Source organism: Pseudomonas mucoides, from assembly GCF_015461845.1.
Classification (GTDB): domain Bacteria; phylum Pseudomonadota; class Gammaproteobacteria; order Pseudomonadales; family Pseudomonadaceae; genus Aquipseudomonas; species Aquipseudomonas mucoides.
The window spans coordinates 1,079,809-1,096,780 of the sequence record NZ_JACOPW010000001.1 but is presented as its reverse complement, the minus strand read 5'-3'; the positions used below and the strand labels follow the sequence as shown (position 1 = coordinate 1,096,780).

At 59.2% G+C, this 16,972-nt stretch carries 16 protein-coding genes; 7 read left to right on the top strand and 9 right to left on the bottom strand.

The window, feature by feature from the left end; genetic code table 11:
• Positions 1-39 precede the first annotated feature (39 nt).
• From H8F22_RS05160 to H8F22_RS05140, 5 genes are all read left to right on the top strand, one after another.
• Positions 40-753: an FKBP-type peptidyl-prolyl cis-trans isomerase gene (locus H8F22_RS05160; protein ID WP_027922465.1), complete on the top strand. Its 714-nt coding sequence runs from the start codon at positions 40-42 to the stop codon at positions 751-753.
• A gap of 293 nt (positions 754-1,046) precedes the next feature.
• The gene (locus H8F22_RS05155; RefSeq protein WP_027922466.1) at positions 1,047-1,511 is read left to right on the top strand and encodes a YkvA family protein; all 465 of its coding nucleotides are present in this window, start codon (positions 1,047-1,049) and stop codon (positions 1,509-1,511) included.
• A 321-nt stretch (positions 1,512-1,832) separates the two neighbouring features.
• On the top strand, positions 1,833-2,174 hold the full coding sequence (locus H8F22_RS05150) for a helix-turn-helix domain-containing protein (protein WP_027922467.1): 342 nt from the start codon (positions 1,833-1,835) through the stop codon (positions 2,172-2,174).
• Entirely contained in the window at positions 2,171-2,542 is a 372-nt protein-coding gene (locus H8F22_RS05145) for a hypothetical protein (RefSeq protein ID WP_007898892.1), read from the top strand. Before H8F22_RS05150 ends, H8F22_RS05145 begins: the two co-directional genes overlap by 4 nt.
• Complete coding sequence (locus tag H8F22_RS05140) at positions 2,543-2,950, top strand: SEL1-like repeat protein (protein ID WP_027922468.1); 408 nt, start codon at positions 2,543-2,545, stop codon at positions 2,948-2,950. It abuts the gene before it with no gap.
• 46 nt (positions 2,951-2,996) lie between these two features.
• Here the strand turns inward: H8F22_RS05140 and H8F22_RS05135 are convergent, their stop codons facing one another.
• Together H8F22_RS05135 and H8F22_RS05130 are read right to left on the bottom strand one after the other, a co-directional pair.
• Entirely contained in the window at positions 2,997-4,787 is a 1,791-nt protein-coding gene (locus tag H8F22_RS05135) for a bifunctional diguanylate cyclase/phosphodiesterase (RefSeq protein WP_027922469.1), read from the bottom strand.
• A gap of 146 nt (positions 4,788-4,933) precedes the next feature.
• Positions 4,934-7,015: a carboxy terminal-processing peptidase gene (locus tag H8F22_RS05130; RefSeq protein WP_172825913.1), complete on the bottom strand. Its 2,082-nt coding sequence runs from the start codon at positions 7,013-7,015 to the stop codon at positions 4,934-4,936.
• A gap of 139 nt (positions 7,016-7,154) precedes the next feature.
• Here H8F22_RS05130 and H8F22_RS05125 point away from each other — a divergent pair, with 139 nt between their 5' ends.
• Entirely contained in the window at positions 7,155-8,117 is a 963-nt protein-coding gene (locus H8F22_RS05125; protein ID WP_059181347.1) for a zinc-binding dehydrogenase, read from the top strand.
• 113 nt (positions 8,118-8,230) lie between these two features.
• Here the strand turns inward: H8F22_RS05125 and H8F22_RS05120 are convergent, their stop codons facing one another.
• The 6 genes from H8F22_RS05120 to H8F22_RS05095 all read right to left on the bottom strand — a co-directional run bounded on the left by H8F22_RS05120 (position 8,231) and on the right by H8F22_RS05095 (position 13,587).
• The gene (locus H8F22_RS05120) at positions 8,231-8,884 is read right to left on the bottom strand and encodes an HAD family hydrolase (RefSeq protein WP_027922472.1); all 654 of its coding nucleotides are present in this window, start codon (positions 8,882-8,884) and stop codon (positions 8,231-8,233) included.
• Between the two features lie 34 nt (positions 8,885-8,918).
• Positions 8,919-9,908, bottom strand: coding sequence for an ABC transporter ATP-binding protein (locus H8F22_RS05115; protein ID WP_027922473.1), 990 nt, complete (start codon positions 9,906-9,908; stop codon positions 8,919-8,921).
• Positions 9,905-10,705 (bottom strand): ABC transporter permease, encoded by an 801-nt coding sequence (locus tag H8F22_RS05110; protein ID WP_194939813.1) that lies wholly within the window; start codon positions 10,703-10,705, stop codon positions 9,905-9,907. Before H8F22_RS05110 ends, H8F22_RS05115 begins: the two co-directional genes overlap by 4 nt.
• Positions 10,692-11,537 (bottom strand): ABC transporter permease, encoded by an 846-nt coding sequence (locus tag H8F22_RS05105; RefSeq protein WP_027922475.1) that lies wholly within the window; start codon positions 11,535-11,537, stop codon positions 10,692-10,694. The genes H8F22_RS05110 and H8F22_RS05105 overlap by 14 nt, the downstream gene beginning before the upstream one ends.
• Entirely contained in the window at positions 11,534-12,340 is an 807-nt protein-coding gene (locus H8F22_RS05100; RefSeq protein ID WP_194939812.1) for an alkaline phosphatase family protein, read from the bottom strand. Before H8F22_RS05100 ends, H8F22_RS05105 begins: the two co-directional genes overlap by 4 nt.
• A 182-nt stretch (positions 12,341-12,522) precedes the next feature.
• Positions 12,523-13,587 carry an ABC transporter substrate-binding protein gene (locus H8F22_RS05095; protein ID WP_027922477.1) on the bottom strand — a complete coding sequence of 355 codons (1,065 nt, stop codon included), beginning with the start codon at positions 13,585-13,587 and terminating at the stop codon, positions 12,523-12,525.
• Between the two features lie 361 nt (positions 13,588-13,948).
• Between H8F22_RS05095 and H8F22_RS05090 the strand changes: the two genes are divergently transcribed.
• A complete protein-coding gene (locus H8F22_RS05090; RefSeq protein WP_027922478.1) occupies positions 13,949-14,662 on the top strand; it encodes a UTRA domain-containing protein in 714 nt (237 codons plus the stop codon).
• A 119-nt stretch (positions 14,663-14,781) separates the two neighbouring features.
• Here H8F22_RS05090 and H8F22_RS05085 read toward each other — a convergent pair whose 3' ends face one another.
• The gene (locus H8F22_RS05085) at positions 14,782-16,941 is read right to left on the bottom strand and encodes a mechanosensitive ion channel family protein (RefSeq protein ID WP_194939811.1); all 2,160 of its coding nucleotides are present in this window, start codon (positions 16,939-16,941) and stop codon (positions 14,782-14,784) included.
• Positions 16,942-16,972 lie beyond the last annotated feature (31 nt).

Genomic DNA, 16,972 nt, shown 5'->3' with positions numbered 1-16,972 from the left:
TACTCGATTGCCCTTTAGGCGCATGAACAAGGAAATAGCATGAAACAGCATCGGTTGGCGGCGGCGGTAGCCCTGGTTAGCCTGGTACTTGCGGGTTGTGATTCGCAGACCAGTGTAGAGCTGAAAACTCCGGCGCAAAAAGCTTCCTACGGCATTGGCCTGAACATGGGCAAAAGCCTGGCTCAGGAAGGCATGGATGACCTGGATTCCAAAGCCGTAGCCCAAGGCATCGAAGATGCCGTTGGCAAGAAAGAGCAGAAGCTCAAAGACGAGGAGCTGGTCGAAGCCTTCGCCGCACTGCAGAAGCGTGCGGAAGAGCGTATGGCCAAGATGAGCGAAGAGTCGGCGGCTGCCGGCAAGAAATTCCTCGAAGAAAACGCCAAGAAAGCCGGCGTAGTGACCACCGCCTCGGGCTTGCAATACGAAGTGGAAAAGAAAGCCGATGGCCCACAGCCTAAGCCGACCGACGTAGTGACTGTTCACTACACCGGCAAGCTGACCAACGGCACCGTCTTCGACAGCTCCGTCGAGCGCGGCAGCCCGATTGATCTGCCGGTCAGCGGTGTGATTCCGGGTTGGGTCGAAGGCCTGCAACTGATGCACGTTGGTGAGAAGTACAAGTTGTACATCCCTAGCGAACTGGCTTATGGCGCCCAAAGCCCAAGCCCGGCGATCCCAGCCAACTCGGTGCTGGTATTCGACCTGGAGCTGCTGGGGATCAAAGATCCAGCCAAAGAAGACGCCGCCAAGTAATCAGCGTCTGCTTTGACAACAACGCCTCGCTTATGCGGGGCGTTGTTGCATCCGGGGTTCGGCGCAGGTAAACAAAGCGAACGGTTGCTGTACGCTGGAGTCATAGCCATTGAAGACGCCCGTGCTAGCCGCGCCGGCGCGCCAAGTCAATGAAATCTTGGGTTTTTTTATGTGAGTAAAAAACGCCCGATCTGAGCCGGACCCTTATGAAACGGGGCTTTCAGCCGTGAAAAGCAGCTCTGTTCACAAGGTTATCCACAATTTGTGTGGATAACATTTCAGTGGGAGGAATGATGAAAGCACCCTGGAATTTCGCTCGATTCTTGCCCCTCGCCGGGCGCCTGCTCGCGCGCGGGCGCTTGCCGACGTTGCTGTTCGCCGTCGCCAGCAAAGGCGCCAGCCAAGGCAATCGCCTGGGCAAGGTCAAAGACGATTTGCGCCTGTTGCAGGCGCTGTGCCTGGCCTACTGGCGTGGGGAGTACCGTGCCGTCAGCCCGAAGGCGTTGGTCTCGGTGGTCGCCGGCCTGATGTATTTCCTCAGCCCGGTGGATGCCATCCCGGATTTCATTCCGGTGTTCGGCATGCTCGATGACATCGCGGTGCTGGCCTGGCTGATGAAAGTCCTCGACGACGAACTCAATGCCTTCCGCGCCTGGCGCAGGCGACAGGTGCCGGAGAAGCTGGCGGTGGTCGAACGCCTGCCCGATACCCCGGAGAAACTTCAGCTCCAGGGCCCCCAAAAAATACGGGGTGATTGAAGGATGCAGATCAGCCAACCGGTTTTTGCCGCAACGCAATTCCTCTAGCAGCTGGCGCAGCCTGCATTCGGCTGCGCAGCAGTCGTAATATCTGTATTTATGGTCTTTCTGAAACACCGCGTCGCCTGATTTCACGACTGCTACGCAGCCGAACGCAGGCTTCGCCAACTGCTACCGATCGCGTCTTGGCTTGACTCATTGGCATAAGGGCGACTGAGGATCCAATTTATTGATACCCCCGCGCGACCTTGGCCGCTGTTAGGATTACACTTCTAGGGAAAAGTGCCGACTCGCAAAGTGTCGTTGTCCTACGGGGAAGTCATGGATATTCAGATAATCACACGCGAAGGCGAGCCCGAGTATGCAGTTTTACCGTGGGCTCAGTACCAGGCTCTACTGAAAGCAGCAGGCATCAACGAGAAACCGGCGCCAGACGCGCCAGTGCATCGCACGGCAACACCAGACCAGATTCTTCCAGGTCTGGATCAACTACGCAGTTTGCGCGAAGGGAAGGGCATCGCCATCGAGGCGCTGGCCCGCACGGTAGGCATCAGCCCGTCTTATCTGGCCTTGATCGAAAGTGGCGAGCGTCTGCCCGACGCTGCGATTCGCCGCAGCCTGGCCTGGGAATTGACGGTGCCAGGGTGGAGGGATGAATCGTGAGCGTACGCATCAGTCGTCAACATTGGGACGGGTTGCTGGGTGAACTGGATCAGGCGCGTCGTCAGCGTCATCTTCTGACCTATCGAGCGTTGCTGGAGCGTTTGCAATTGCCCACGCCGGCCATGCAAACCCTGACCGCTGCGCTCGAACATCTGGCTGCTCTGGATGCCAGGGCCGAGCAACCGTTGCGCAGCTCGCTGGTGATCAGCCAGGGCGCCAGTCGTTTGCCGCGCACCGGCTTCTTTGAATGTGTCGAGCGTCTGGGGCGTTTCTCCGGGCCATCTGACGGTGTCGCCGCCGCGTCCTGGCATGCTTCGGAAGTGGTGCGTGTGTTCGAATACGAATACCCCGAATCGGCCGAGGCCTGAGTGTTTTTAAAACTCAAGGCCCGGGCTGGTTACTGGCTGGCCCGCCGGTTGTTTCATTGGTCATGGTTCGTGCGCCAACCGCGCGGCTGGAGCTGGCTCGAAGGCCAGTTCGCGCGCATGGCGAATTTGGGTGACGTCGGTGCCCAGAGCTTCTATGGCCACATCCTGACCTTTCGCGGCGTCGGCCTTGGGGCTCGCGAGGAGGGCGTGCGATTGCTGCGCCTGGCGGCGTTGGCGGGGGATGGCAAGGCGGCGTATCAGGTTGGGGTGATCTGTCTGGCAGGAACGCCGAGCAAGGCGCCGGACCTGGTTGAAGCTGCGCGCTGGTGGGGCATGGCCGTGAAGGCGGGGCATCCATTGGCAGAGCTCAAGTTGAAAGAATTGGCGGCTCGGGGTGAGGGGCAATAAACCCAACCTGTGTTGACTGAGCGGACGCTATCGCGAGCCAGAATATTCAGCGCTGCCCTTCCAGCAATGCATTCTCTGCCCCAGACACCGCCAGACTATCAATCACATGCACGCTATACCCCTGCACATTCTTCGCATGGTGTTTAGCCTGCGATGCCATCTCCGCCAACTGGCTCGCATCGAGTTGTCCACAGGCCTGTGGATGCAAATGCACTACGCCGATCGACAATGACAACAACGGAAACTCCTGTCGCACCCCCTGACGGTTCGGCGCGATAAAGCACCCGGCTTCCAGGTGTTCGCTGCGGTAAAAGCGTCGGCATTGGCTCTGGAAGTCGTCCAGCAACTGGTTCAACCGTTTACGCCAGTCTTCCGGGCCGAGCACCAGCAGGAAGTCGTCACCGCCGATATGGCCGACGAAATCACGGGAAGGGTCGACGCGATCATTCAGGCATTGCGCCAGGCAGAGCAGGACTTCATCCCCTCGGCCGTAGCCGTAAATGTCGTTGAAGGGCTTGAAGCTGTCGATGTCGACATAACAGATCACTGACTCCCGTTCCTGTTGCAGCAAACGTGTCAGGCATTGCTGGATCGGTACGTTGCCGGGCAACAGGGTCAACGGGTTGGCGTAGCGGGCCTGCTGGATTTTCAGCTCGGTAATCAGCTTGAGGACATCCATCACCCGACCCAGTCCCAGATAGCTGCCATTGAGGGTGATGATGAAGTCTTCTTCAATGCGTTGGCGCGCGCGGCTGGTGATCAGGCGGCTGACCTGTTGCAGCGACTGGCTCATTTCCACGGCGAGAAAGTCATCGTTCATCAAGCGACTGATCGGTTTGCGGGCGAACAGGTCGGTGGCAAACGGTTTCAGCAACGCGTCCGACAACGAATGCCGGTGAACGATGCCACAGGGGTGGCCTTGATTGTCGAGCACTGCCAGGGAGTTCAGATTGGCCTGGCGGCGGAACGCTTCGAGCACGGTGGCGGTCGGTGTGTCGTGCGCAACGGCAGGTTGGTCGTTGAGCAGGGGGCAGAGGTCGCTGCCTTCGTCATTCAGCGCAACGGCGGTGCTGTCGTGTTTGGGCATCAGGGCGCGAGCATCCCGGGGCGGATGTTCCTGAGGACGGCACAGCAGATAGCCCTGGACCAGATCAACGCCCATCTCGGTCAGCACCGCGAGCTCTTCCTGCAATTCAATGCCTTCGGCAATCACTTGAGCTCGTGAGGCTTTGGCAATCTGCAGGATTGAACCGACAAACTCTCGCTTGAGTGCGTCCTGGTGAATACCGTCGATGAAGTGACGATCAATCTTCACGTAATCCGGGCGCAGCTCCGACCACAACCGCAAGCTGGAATATCCCGCGCCCAGATCATCCAGCGCAATGGAAAATCCCATCGCCCGATAGTGATGCAGCGCGTTTTGCAGCAACTGGAAGTCATCGGTCGGGGTTTGTTCGGTGAGTTCGATCACTACCTGGCTCGGCGGAATGCCGAAATCCTGCAGCAGTTGCAGGGTGCGGCCGGGTTGATGGGCCGCTTCAAGCAGGGATTCCGGGGAGACATTGAGGAACAGTTTGCCCGGCAGTTGCTGTTCGTTGAAACGTCGGCAAGCGCTTTCGCGGCAAGCAATTTCCAGCTCGCTCAAGCGACCGGCCTGGCGGGCCACGGAGAACAATGCGATAGGGGAGTGCAGCGGACTGTTGGACGGGCCGCGGGTGAGGGCTTCATAGCCGACAATGCGTCGCTCGGAGAGGGAAATGATCGGCTGGAACAGGCTGTGCAAGCCGCTTTGAGCCAGAATGGAACTCAAGGCACTCAGCTGTTCTGTCGTGGTCATGGCAATCTCGGGGCGATAAAAAAGGACTGGGAGCAGCCTCTTGTCAGAGGTGCTCCCAGTCCTTTATTTCACGACAGAATGATGACTGTTTGATGACGCTCCGGGGAGCGTCAGCATTAAATTGCCATCATGTTGCGTGTCACCACTTAGTGCTTGGCAACCGCGGTGTTGAGTTTCAGGTAGTCCAGCAGAATCCGACCGGTCTCGCTCAGGTAAGCGTCGTCTTCTGGCTTGGTCTTGTCCGGTTCGGCCGCAAGGGCGTCTTCGTCTTCTTTCTTCAGCTCTTTGAGCGGTTCTTCGCCTTTGGCTTTGCGACGGATGTTTTCCATCACCAGCTGCTTGGCTTCGATATCGGTGTGCTGCGCCCGACGGTCGGCTTCATTGAGGCTGACGGTTTTTTCTTCCATCAGTTTCTGCGCCAGGGCCAGCTTGTCGCGGATGAACACGAACTCCGCATCCTTGGACGAGCGCGTATCGTGCTCTGACTTGAGCTGCGCCAGGTACGGTTTGAACGGATCTACCGCAGGCTTGATGGCCGCATGGATGGTGTCCCATGGCATGGCTTCAGGCAGGGCGCTTTCGCCGATTTCCTTGGTGTCGATGATCGACGGGTAATCGATGTCCGGCAGCACGCCCTGATGCTGGGTGCTCTGGCCGGAAACCCGGTAGAACTTGGCCAGGGTCAGTTTCAGTTCGCCGTGGTTCAGCGGCTGAATGGTCTGCACGGTGCCTTTACCGAAGGTCTGGCCGCCGATGATCAGCGCACGGTGGTAGTCCTGCATGGCGCCGGCAAAAATCTCCGAAGCCGAGGCGGACAGGCGGTTGACCAGCAACGCCATCGGGCCTTTGTAGAACGCGCCTGGGTTCTCATCTTCCAGCACATCAACCCGGCCATCGGCGTTACGCACGAGAACGGTAGGGCCCTTGTCGATGAACAGACTGGTCAGCTCGGTGGCTTCCTGCAAGGAGCCGCCGCCGTTGTTGCGCAGGTCGATGACCACGCCGTCGACCTTGTCTTTCTGCAACTCGGTCAGCAGTTTCTTGACGTCACGCGTGGTGCTCTTGTAGTCCGGATCGCCGGCACGGAATGCCTTGAAGTCGAGGTAGAAGGCCGGGATCTCGATGACGCCGAGCTTGTAGTCCTTGCCATCCTGTTTCAGGTTGAGGACCGACTTCTTCACGGCCTGATCTTCAAGCTTCACCGCTTCGCGGGTAATCGGCACGATCTTGGTGGTCTGGTCGTTTGGCGCATTGCTGGCCGGAATCACTTCCAGGCGCACCACGGTGCCTTTCGGACCGCGGATCAGCTTGACCACTTCGTCCAGGCGCCAGCCGACCACGTCGACCATCTCTTTGTTGCCTTGGGCAACGCCGATGATCTTGTCGGCCGGTGCAACCTGCTTGGTCTTGTCGGCCGGGCCTGCCGGCACCAGACGCACGACTTTCACCTGGTCGTTATCGCTCTGCAACACGGCGCCGATGCCCTCCAGGGACAGGCTCATGTTGATGTCGAAGTTTTCCGCGTTATCTGGCGACAGATAGTTGGTATGCGGGTCGTAGGACATGGCGAAGGTGTTGATGTACGCCTGGAAGATATCTTCCGCACGGGTCTGGTCCAGGCGCGCCAACTGGTTCTTGTAGCGCTTGGTCAGGGTTTCCTGGATCTGCTTGGAATCCTTGCCCGCGATCTTCTGCCGCAGCACTTCGTCCTTGACGCGTTTGCGCCACAGGTCGTCGAGTTCAGCGGTGGACTTGAGCCAAGGGGCGTCCTTGCGATCGATCAGCAAGGTTTCCTTGGTGGTGAAGTCGATCTTGTCGACGCCTTTGTTCAGCTCGGCAAGGGCGAAGTCCAGACGCGCCTTGACGCGGTCCAGGTAGCGCTTGTAGATGGTGAACCCGGCGTTCAGGTCGCCGCTTTTGAGGAAGTCGTCAAACTGGGTTTTCCACTTGTCGAATTCCGCAATGTCGCTGGCCATGAAGTAGCTGCGCGACGGGTCCAGCAGCTTGAGGTAGCTGTCGTAGATGATCACGGAGCGCGCGTCATCGAGCGGCGGCTTGCTGTAGTGGTGGCGCTTGAGCAATTCGACGACGTTCAGACTGGCGATTACTTCGTCACGATCAGGCTGAAGCTTGTCCCAGCTATTGGCTGCAAACGTATTGGTCGATATCGGTAACAGACCGATACCGATGAAAAGGGCTAGGGCGGTGCCAGGGAAAAAATGCTTCATGCTGATTCGACGCGGGGACAATTGATCACGCATATTAGGCCGTCTTTGAAGTCGCCGGATCCACGAGGGCCGGTCGCATAATGCAAGAAAGCCCGGCGCTACAGCTACGGGCTCAGTCCAGACTCACTATGGAGGCACTGTGAAAGCATTGCAAGGCGTTGAAGGTCAAGTGGAGTGGCTTGAAGAGCCCAGTCCTACATGTGATGTAGGACAAGTTCGTATCCGAGTGGCGGCAGCGGGGCTCAATCGCGCCGATTTATTACAGAAAGCGGGCCTCTATCCGCCACCGCCGGGAGCCAGTCACGTACTGGGTCTTGAGTGTTCAGGGGTGATCAGCGAGGTAGGCGCGGGGTCTTCCTGGCAGGTCGGTGATCGGGTTTGCGCCTTGCTGGCCGGGGGCGGGATGGCCGAAGAGGTAGTTGTCGACGGACGGCATGTGTTGCCGGTTCCTGAAGGTTTGTCGCTGGTCGAGGCGGCAGCGCTGCCGGAAGTGTATGCGACCGTCTGGCTGAATGTGTTTCAACTCGCTGCGCTCAAACCGGGTGAGAAAGTTCTTCTGCACGCCGGAGCAAGTGGAATTGGTTCAGCTGCCATTCAGCTGTGCAAGGCGTTTGGTAACCCGTGCTGGGTCAGCGTCGGTTCCACCGAGCGATTGGCTTACTGTGAAGCTCTGGGCGCGCAGGGTGGGGTGGTGCGAAAGGGCGATCTGGACAGTTTGAATGACCTTGGGCCATTCGATGTGATCCTCGACCCGGTGGGCGGTCAGTACGCCGCGTTGAATCTGAAGTTGCTGGCCCCTGATGGTCGTTGGGTGCTGATCGGCCTGATGGGCGGCCGTGAGGCACAGCTGGACCTGGCGCAGGTGCTGGCCAAGCGCGTGCAGCTATTGGGTTCGACCTTGCGCAGCCGCGACGATCAGTTCAAGGCGGATTTGTTCAGTGATTTGAGCCAGCACGTCTGGCCGCTGTTTGCCGAGGGGCGACTGAGCCCGCAGTTGGCCAGGACGTTCCCGATCAAGGATGCCGAAGCGGCGTTTGCCGAGTTGGCGAGCAATACCGTGGCGGGGAAACTGGTGTTGGTGATTGACGAAAGCCTGATCTGACAACACAAAACCTGTGGGAGCGTGGCTTGCCCGCGATTCAGGTGACGCGGTGTATCAGTCAGACCGCGTCATCGTTCATCGCGGGCAAGCCATGCGCCTACAGGGGCAATGCGTTACTTCCAGAGATGGATCGGCCAGCCGGCCGTTTCGGCGTGCTCAAGCAGCACCGGATCCGGGTTCACCACGTGTGGGAAATCCACCTTCAGCAACAACGGCAGATCATTGCGTGAGTCGGAATAAAAACTCGCGCCTTCGAGGTTTTCCTCTTCCGCATCCAGCCATTCCAGCAACCGGGCAATCTTGCCTTCGCGGTAGGTCAGGGTGCCGACGGTCTGACCGCTATAAACGCCGTGCATCACTTCCAGTTCGATGCCGAGAATCTCGTCGATGCCCAGACGGTCGGCAATCGGCTTGACCAGGTGAGTGCCCGAGGCCGAGATCACCAGAATCCTGTCTCCGGCCTTGCGATGGGCGGCGATGGCTTTGGTGGCGTCACTGAAGATGATCGGCTCGATGAAGTCTTCCACCCAGGGCCCGACCAAATGCTCGATCTCTTCCGGTGTGCGCCCGATCATCGGCTCCAGGCTGAAGGTCATGTACTCCTCCATCCGCAGCTTGCCGTGACTGTAGGCGTCCATCAGTTCGTTGTTCTGACGCATGAACGACTCAGGGTCGACCCAGCCCAGGCGGCCCATTTGCTCGCTCCAGAGGGTGGCGCAGTCGCCGTGGATCAGGGTTTCGTCCAGATCAAAAATTGCCAGGGCCATCAGTGCAGTTCTCTCTTCAACATCAGCAAAGGCATCAGGCTACCTCACAGAGGGCCGTCGGATCGATGGAAAGCGCCAGACGCTGACCATCGGGGTGCAGGTCGGCCGCCGAGCGGTTGAGCACATCCACCACCAATTCCACGCCGCGGGCTTCGACCCGGTAGCGAATCACATTACCCAGCAGGCTGTGACTGCGGATTTGCGCGTCGAGTTGGCCGTTGAGGCTCAGCTCGATGGCTTCCGGGCGAATCGCGATGCGGTGGCTGATCGGCCGTTGCAGCAGCTTCGAAGCGCTGTCGGCGTCCAGCAGGTTGTAGTTGCCGATAAAACCGGCGGCAAACACGTCGACTGGCGCGGTGTACAGGGTTTCGGCGTCGCCACTCTGTACGATTTTTCCCTGATTCATCAGGAAAATTCGGTCAGACATGGTCAGCGCTTCTTCCTGATCGTGTGTGACGAAGATTGTGGTCAGGCCCAGTTCACGCTGGATCGCACGGATCTGTTCGCGCAAGTGCTTGCGAATCCGCGCGTCGAGGGCCGACAGCGGTTCGTCCAGCAATAATAGCCGTGGCCGGGTGACCAGTGAACGGGCGAGGGCTACACGCTGGCATTGGCCGCCAGAGAGTTGATGCGGATAACGGGAGGCGAAGTCGTTCAGCTCCACCAGTTTCAACACTTCGGCGACACGTTTGTGACTGTCGTCGGCGTTGACCTTTTGCATGCGCAATCCGAAGGCGATGTTCTGCTCCACGGTCATGTTGGGGAACAGTGCGTAGCTCTGGAACACCATGCCGATGCCGCGCTTTTGCGGGCTCATTGGCACCAGGTCGACACCCTCCAGCAGGATCTTGCCGCCATCGACCGAGGTCAGGCCGGCAATGCAGCGCAGCAGCGTGGATTTACCGCAACCGGACGGACCGAGCAGGGTGACGAATTCGCCCTTCTGGATCTCGCAGTTGATGTCGCTGAATACTGTTGTACCCGCGTAATTTTTTTGCAGATGTTGGACGCTGACATAGCTCATTCGCTTTTGTCCTTGTTCAAGATATTGGCCGCCCAGGTCAGAACCAGCACAAAGAAGAAATAGGAAATCACCAGCGCACTGGTGAAGTGGCCGCTGCTGTTACGCATGTTGTTGAGGTAGACCTGCAGGGTTTCGTAGCGGGTGCCGACGAGGATGTTGGCGAACACGAACTCCCCGAACAGGAACGAGAACGACAGCAGCAGCGCCACCATCAAGCCCTTGCGCAGGTTCGGCAGCACCACCAGGAACGCCGCTTGAAAGGTGCTGGCGCCGAGCAGTTGGGCGGCGTCCATCAGGTCGCGCAGGTTGATCGCTTGCAGGTTGTTGGTGATTGCCCGGTACATGAACGGCAGCGCAATGGTGAAGTAGCAACCAATCAGAATCCACGGCGTGCCGACCATCGCGAACGGCCCGGAACCGTAGAGCTGCAACAGCCCCACCGACGACACCACCGGCGGCACCGCAAAGGGCAGCAAGATCAGGATATTCATCAGCGCATCGAGTTTCGGGAAGTGGTAATGCACCACGAACAGCAGCGGCAGAATCAGCACCACCGACAAAATCAATGCGCCGACGCAGACCAGCAGTGACTGGCCAAATGCGTTGAGAAAGCGCGGATCGCTCCACAGCTGGATGTACCACTTGAAGGTAAAGCCGCTGGGCAGGATGGTCGCCGACCAACTGCTGGCAATCGAGTAGATCAACGTCCCGAGCAGCGGCAACAACAGAATGGCAAACAGCAGGTACACCACGACGCGGTGGTAGACACCGGCGGGGCCCAGTTCAGCGCGAGACATGGTAGCTCCTCTTCAACAGCAACTGATGCACGATGGTCACCAGGGTCATCAACGCCACCAGCACCACGGCCAGGGCACTGGCGAGGTTCGGGTCGAGGGAAATATCACCGGACACCATCGCCGCGATGCGGATCGGCAGCACGTTGAAGTTGCCGGTGGTCAACGCATACACCGTCGCGTAGGCGCCAAGGGCGTTGGCCAGCAGGATCACGAACGTACCGAGCAGCGCCGGTGTCAGCACCGGCAAACCGATGTGCCGCCAGAACTGCCAGCCGTTGGCACCGAGCAGCTCGGCAGACTCGCGCCAGTCTTCGCGCAGGGCGTCGAAGGCGGGGTAGAGCAGCAACACGCCAAGTGGAATCTGGAAGTACGTATAGAGAATGATCAGCCCGGTCTTCGAGTACAGATTGAAATCCTGAATGATCCCGGCCTGCTTGAGCATGATGGTGAAGCTGCCGTTGAAGCCCAGCAGGATGATGAAGGCGAAGGCCAGGGGCACGCCGGCAAAGTTGCTGGTCATGTTGGCGAAGGCGTTGACGAAGTTGCGCAGTTTCGAGTCGACCCGGCGCAAGGAGTAAGCGCCGAGCACCGCAATAATGATCCCGAATACACTGGACCAGAAACTGATCTCGAGGCTGTACTGGATCGCCTGCAAGTAGAATTTCGAATTGAAGATTTTGGTGAAGTTGGCCAACCCCCAGCCGAACTCTTCCGATTGCAGGCTGTTGATCATCACCCAGACCAGCGGGGCGATTTCGAACACGATAAAGAACAGGGCGAACGGTACGAGGCACAAGGCTGCCAGCCACTTGCTACGGGTATTGGCATTCACTTGAGCAGCTCCCGGCACACAGGTTTGTCGTGGGCCACGCCCAACAGTTCGCAGACCGTGCCGCAGATTTCAATCTGTTTCGGCGCAGCACTGGCGTTGAAGCTGAACGCGTCACCGAGGACAAACAACGGCACTTCGCGTTCTTCCGACAACAAGCCGTTGTGGGAGCGGTCGTTGTTCATGCCGTGGTCGGCAGTCACCAGCACCTGATAACTGGCGTCGAGCCAGGTGCGCAGGTAATCGGCAAGGATGATATCGGCCGAGCGCGCACTGTTGCGGTATTGCGGGGTGTCGAGACCGTGCTTGTGCCCGGCGTCGTCGATGTTCATCGGGTGGATCAACAGAAAATTCGGCGCATGCCGCAGGCGCAGGCTTTCGGCGTCGGCGAACAGGTGTGAATCCGGGTAGTGGTCGTTCCAGTAGAAGTGACCGTGCTGGATCGGCAAGGCTTCATCGTCGGTGTGACGATCCCGGGCCGCCACGAACGGTGAGCGGTTGTACAGCTCGCTGACCCAGTGATACGCCGCCGCAGCGGTTTTCAGACCGGCGTCCGTGGCGTAGTGATAAATGCTGCGCTGATTGGACAGACGCGAGACGTTGTTGTGAACGATGCCGCTCTCGATGGGCGGGACGCCGGTGAGAATGCATTCATAAAGGGGACGGGACAGGGACGGCAGTTCGCACTCCAGTTTGTAGAGTGCCGCGCGTCCTGCGCCGACATAGGCCTGCAGGTGCCCCATGGTGTGGCGCGCGACCTCGTAATTGAGGCCGTCGAGCACGACAAGGATGACGTTGTGCTTCATAGGGGCAAAAACTCCGCGAACAGTTATTTCAAATACAAACCCATTTCCGCTTGTAGGAGTGAGCCTGCTCGCGATAGCGGTGGGCCAGTCAACATTGATGCTGAATGCTCAACCGCTATCGCGAGCAGGCTCACTCCTGCATTGGATTTCCGTTGGGTTATCCAATGTAGGGATCTACCGGGTTACTGCATGTTGACGATGACTTCTTCGTTCCACTTCTGAGGAAGGGCTTTGGAGGTCTTTTCCCATGCATCGGCGTCTTTGATCGGCGTGACTTTTTTGTACTGCTCGTTAGGCAGCAGCTTGGCCTTCACGTCTTCTGGCAGTTTGATGTGCTCTGCACGGATCGGGCGCGCGTTGCCTTTTGCCAGGTTGATCTGGCCGGCGTCGCTGAAGATGTATTCGCGGGTCAGCTTGGCGGCGTTCGGGTTTTTCGCGTACTTGTTGATGATGGTGGTGTAGCCGGAGATCACCGAACCATCGGATGGAATCAGCACGACGTAGTCATCCGGATTGGCCATCTTCGCTTTGTAGCTCAGACCGTTGAAGTCCCAGACCACGCCGACTTCGATTTCACCCTTTTCCATGGTGGCAATCGTCGGGTTGGCCATGGACAGGCGACCCTGTTTGGCGATGTCTGCGAACAGCAGCAGGGCCGGTTGCAGGTTTTTCTCGTCGCCGCCATTGGCCAGGGCCGCCGCCAGTACGCCGTTGGCCGCCTGGGCCGCGGTGCTCACGTCACCGATGGACACCTTGTATTTACCGGTCTTGAGGTCTGCCCACTTGGTGGGGGCTTCCGAACCGTGCAGCAGCTTTTTGTTGACGATAAACGCGATGGTACCGGTGTAGGCCAAAGCCCAGTTGCCGTCCTTGTCTTTAGCCCAGTCTGGCACCTGCGCCCAGGTCGTCGGCTTGTACGGTTGCACCACGCCTTGCTTGACCGCGATCGGGCCGAAGGCTGCGCCGACGTCGCCGATGTCAGCGCTGGCGTTGTCTTTTTCAGCGGCGAATTTGGCGATTTCCTGGGCCGAGCTCATGTCGGTGTCGATGTGCTTGAGGCCGTAGGTTTTAGCCAGGTCTTCCCAGGTGCCTTTCCAGTTGGCCCAGTCATCGGGCATGCCGACGCTGTTGACTGCGCCTTCCGCTTTCGCAGCGGCTTCGAGGGTTTTCAAATCATCAGCCGCCATGGCGGCGGTGCACATGGCGATGGTCGAGCCTAACAGTGATGCCAGGAAAAGCTTTTTCATCCGAAGCTCCTTTGGGCGTTTTCAACGCTGCGATTGCGGTTGTGTTGGTCTAGGTCAGCAATACCTGAGCCAATTTAGGCGGGCTCGATGACACTTTCATGTCGGTCGTCGCCCGGCAGCACAATTATTTGTCCGGTATTGGCAGGTGCCCGGTAAGCGTAGACCATGGGCAAAGGCCCGGCACACAAGGGACTTGGCCGATGTATTGCAGGGTTTGAGGCGAACGATCGGATGACCGTTGGGTAGCTTTGTCATCTATCAGTCATCTGCACTGCCTACGCTTGCAGGATGAAAAAAGAGCCGGTTTTCAGCGCGGTTCTGCCCCGAAACAGTGCTGGTCTAGTCCAGATAGGTAACGTTGATGCGTGATGAGGCAACGAAAGCGGTGACAGCCATCGGTCAGGTCCTGCAGGAACAGCTCGACCACGGCCTGTTGGCGCCCGGCAGCAAGCTACCGGCCGAGCGCAAGCTCAGTGAGTTGTTCGGGACCACACGGATTACCGTGCGCGAGGCGTTGTTACAGTTGGAGGCGCAAGGGCAGATTTATCGCGAAGAGCGCCGCGGCTGGTTCGTTTCGCCACCGCGCCTGGCTTACAACCTGATGCAGCGCAGCCATTTTCACGCGATGGTCAGCGCGCAGGGGCGGGTGCCGTCGACCGAGGTGATTTCAGCGCGGTTGCAACCCGCCTCGGCGGCGGTGTGCGCGTGGTTGCAATTGCCGGCGCTGTCGAGCGTGATCCAGATCTGCCGCGCGCGGCGCATTGATGAGCGGCTGGTGTTGTACGTGGAGCACTATTTGAATCCGCAGTATTTTCCGGGGATTCTCGAGTTTGATTTGAATCAGTCGATTACCGAGTTGTACGCACGGCATTACGATTTGCATTACGGGCGGGTGCGGTTCGAAATTGTGCCGACGTCGCTGTCGGTGGATGCGGCAGCGGCGCTGCGGGTGTCGGTGGGAAGCCCGGGGTTGCGGATTGCGCGGGTCAATTATGATCAGCATGAACGGCTGATCGATTGTGACCTGGAGTTTTGGCGGCATGATGCGATTCATGTCGGGGTGGATGTGGTTTAGCTCGCTGAAACCGCTTCGATCCTATCGCGGGCAAGCCCGATCCCTCAGAGTTCAATGACTTCCTTGTGGGAGCGGGCTTGCCCGCGATGGCGGCCTTACAAACACCCATTCTCTCGGGGCTATTTTTCCTTCTGCGCGTCACCCGCCGCCGTAGCCACCTGAACACTCATGCGCGGCATCGCCAGATCCAGCCCCGCCTCATCCAGATGCCGCTTCAGCGACAGGTTGAACGCCCGCGAAACCTCCCACTGCTTGATCGGTGCAGTCTTGAACCGCGCGCGCAGGATCGCATTACCCGACTCGAAACTCTCGACCCCCTGGAACTCCAGCGGCGACCAGATATTGCGCCGTTGCAGCGGGTCGGTGCGCATCTTCTGACCGACTTCGCGCATCAGTTTGATCGCGCTATCAATGTCCATGTCGGACGGCACCGCCACCCGGAAGATCGCGTAGCCGAATTCCCGGGAGTAGTTCTTGATGCTTTTGATTTCGCTGAACGGAATAGTGTGGACGATGCCGTCGATGTCCCGCAGGCGCACGGTGCGGATGGTCAACCCTTCGACGGTGCCCAGGTGGCCGCCGACGTCCACGTAGTCGTCGATGGCCAGGGAGTCTTCGATGATGATGAACAAACCGGTGATCAAGTCCGCGACCAATGACTGCGCACCGAAACCGATGGCCAGACCGATTACACCCGCACCGGCCAGCAGTGGCGTGACGTTCATGCCCATGTTCGCCAGCGCGACGATCAGCGCGACAATGAAAATCGCCACGAACAGCACGTTGCGGATCAGCGGCATCATCGTCTGCGCACGGGCATTGGCCAGGCCTTTGCGTGAGCGGGTGAGTGCGTGGTGCACGGCGGTGTCGCTGAGGATCCAGATCAGCCAGGCGAAAATCAGCGTGCCGGCAAGGCTGAACAGTTTGACGCTGACCTCATGGCCTTCACCTTCGGTGAACGTGATCAGCGACATGCCCCAGACGCGCAGACCGAGCTCAATGAACGCCAGCCACACCAGCAAGTGAGCGAGGGTGTAGAAAAAGTTTTTCAAGCGTTCCGAGTACAGCGCATGGCGCTTCACACCGCGTTGCGGTTTAAGGGCGTGACGGCGGACCAGTCCGTTGATGACCATGCACAACACCAGCAACACGGTGCAGATCAGCGACTGTCGCAGGGCAGTGCTGGTGTCGCCGGCCGAAACGAACGTGGCGAACAGCGAGACGCCCACCAGCACCAGTGCCGGGAGGTACCAATAGGTGCCGAGAATTTCGATGGTGTCGCTGAGGGCGCGGCGGGTCAGGCGCCGGGACAACGGCTGATTGCGGATCAAGTGTGCGATCGGCCGGCGGAACCGCAGGATGAACAACCCGGTAGAAATCGCCGCCAGCACATTGGCCGCCGTCGCCGCCGTATGCGCCAGGTGGCTGCCAAGCCCGGCGACCAGTCGCGGATCGCTCAGCGCTTCACCAAACGCGGCGAAACTGCCGATCAGCCACAACGGCCGAAACGCCTGGTGGCGCAGGATATACAAGGCGCGGTGACGATGCGGACCATCGAGCAGGGAGAACGCGATCACGCAGATCGCCGAGAAGCACGTGCCGACCACCAGCGCGTAAGCCAGCACCATCGCCAGGCTTTTGCCCAGCGACGAGGGCAGGGCGTAGCTCATATAGACCGTGATCACCAGGGCGATCAGCCAGGGCCCCAGCTTGCGCAGGGCGAAGCGCAACATGTCCACGGCCTTGGGGTGTTGCGGAAGTTCTTCGGTCAGGCCAAAGCGCATGCGCACCCGATGACCGACCCAAATCAGCGCCGCTGCCAGCAGGCTCCAGACCATCAGGATCATGGCGAACGCGAAGATGATCGGCAGCCACTCGCTGGCCGGCATTATCAAGGCTGACAGTTCGTCTCTCGCCAGTCCAAACTCTTCAGACCAGCGATTGATCGGGCTGTCGGCCCCGGAGAATTGTTTTTCGAACGAGGCCAGCGTGCCGCCGATCAAGCCGAGCACGCCTTCTTCGGCGGCCGGCTGAGCCTTTTTGGTGGCGTCGCGCAGCTTCTTCAGGTCGGCCAGCAGTTTGCTGCGCTGCTGGTCGTTTTCCAGCGACTTGATCACTTCGTCCAGCGATTGCCCCAACGGTTCTTGCGCCTCTGGCTGGGCTTTCGTGGAGCCGCTGAGCAAGCTTGGCAAACCGACTGCCTGGGCAGGCGCCATCGGCAGCAACGTCATGAGGCAGACAAGGAAGAAACACGGCAGGGCGAACAGACGAGCGAGCACTAGGCGGTCAACCTCGGGATGAGCGGATCGA

Bases quoted from the DNA above. Each gene is read 5' to 3' on its own strand.
- H8F22_RS05150 (WP_027922467.1), top strand. From the start codon at position 1,833: ATGGATATTCAGATAATCACACGCGAAGGCGAGCCCGAGTATGCAGTT.
- H8F22_RS05155 (WP_027922466.1), top strand. From the start codon at position 1,047: ATGAAAGCACCCTGGAATTTCGCTCGATTCTTGCCCCTCGCCGGGCGC.
- H8F22_RS05160 (WP_027922465.1), top strand. From the start codon at position 40: ATGAAACAGCATCGGTTGGCGGCGGCGGTAGCCCTGGTTAGCCTGGTA.
- H8F22_RS05095 (WP_027922477.1), bottom strand. From the start codon at position 13,587: ATGAAAAAGCTTTTCCTGGCATCACTGTTAGGCTCGACCATCGCCATG.
- H8F22_RS05090 (WP_027922478.1), top strand. From the start codon at position 13,949: ATGCGTGATGAGGCAACGAAAGCGGTGACAGCCATCGGTCAGGTCCTG.
- H8F22_RS05120 (WP_027922472.1), bottom strand. From the start codon at position 8,884: ATGGCCCTGGCAATTTTTGATCTGGACGAAACCCTGATCCACGGCGAC.
- H8F22_RS05110 (WP_194939813.1), bottom strand. From the start codon at position 10,705: ATGTCTCGCGCTGAACTGGGCCCCGCCGGTGTCTACCACCGCGTCGTG.
- H8F22_RS05135 (WP_027922469.1), bottom strand. From the start codon at position 4,787: ATGACCACGACAGAACAGCTGAGTGCCTTGAGTTCCATTCTGGCTCAA.
- H8F22_RS05100 (WP_194939812.1), bottom strand. From the start codon at position 12,340: ATGAAGCACAACGTCATCCTTGTCGTGCTCGACGGCCTCAATTACGAG.
- H8F22_RS05130 (WP_172825913.1), bottom strand. From the start codon at position 7,015: ATGAAGCATTTTTTCCCTGGCACCGCCCTAGCCCTTTTCATCGGTATC.
- H8F22_RS05115 (WP_027922473.1), bottom strand. From the start codon at position 9,908: ATGAGCTATGTCAGCGTCCAACATCTGCAAAAAAATTACGCGGGTACA.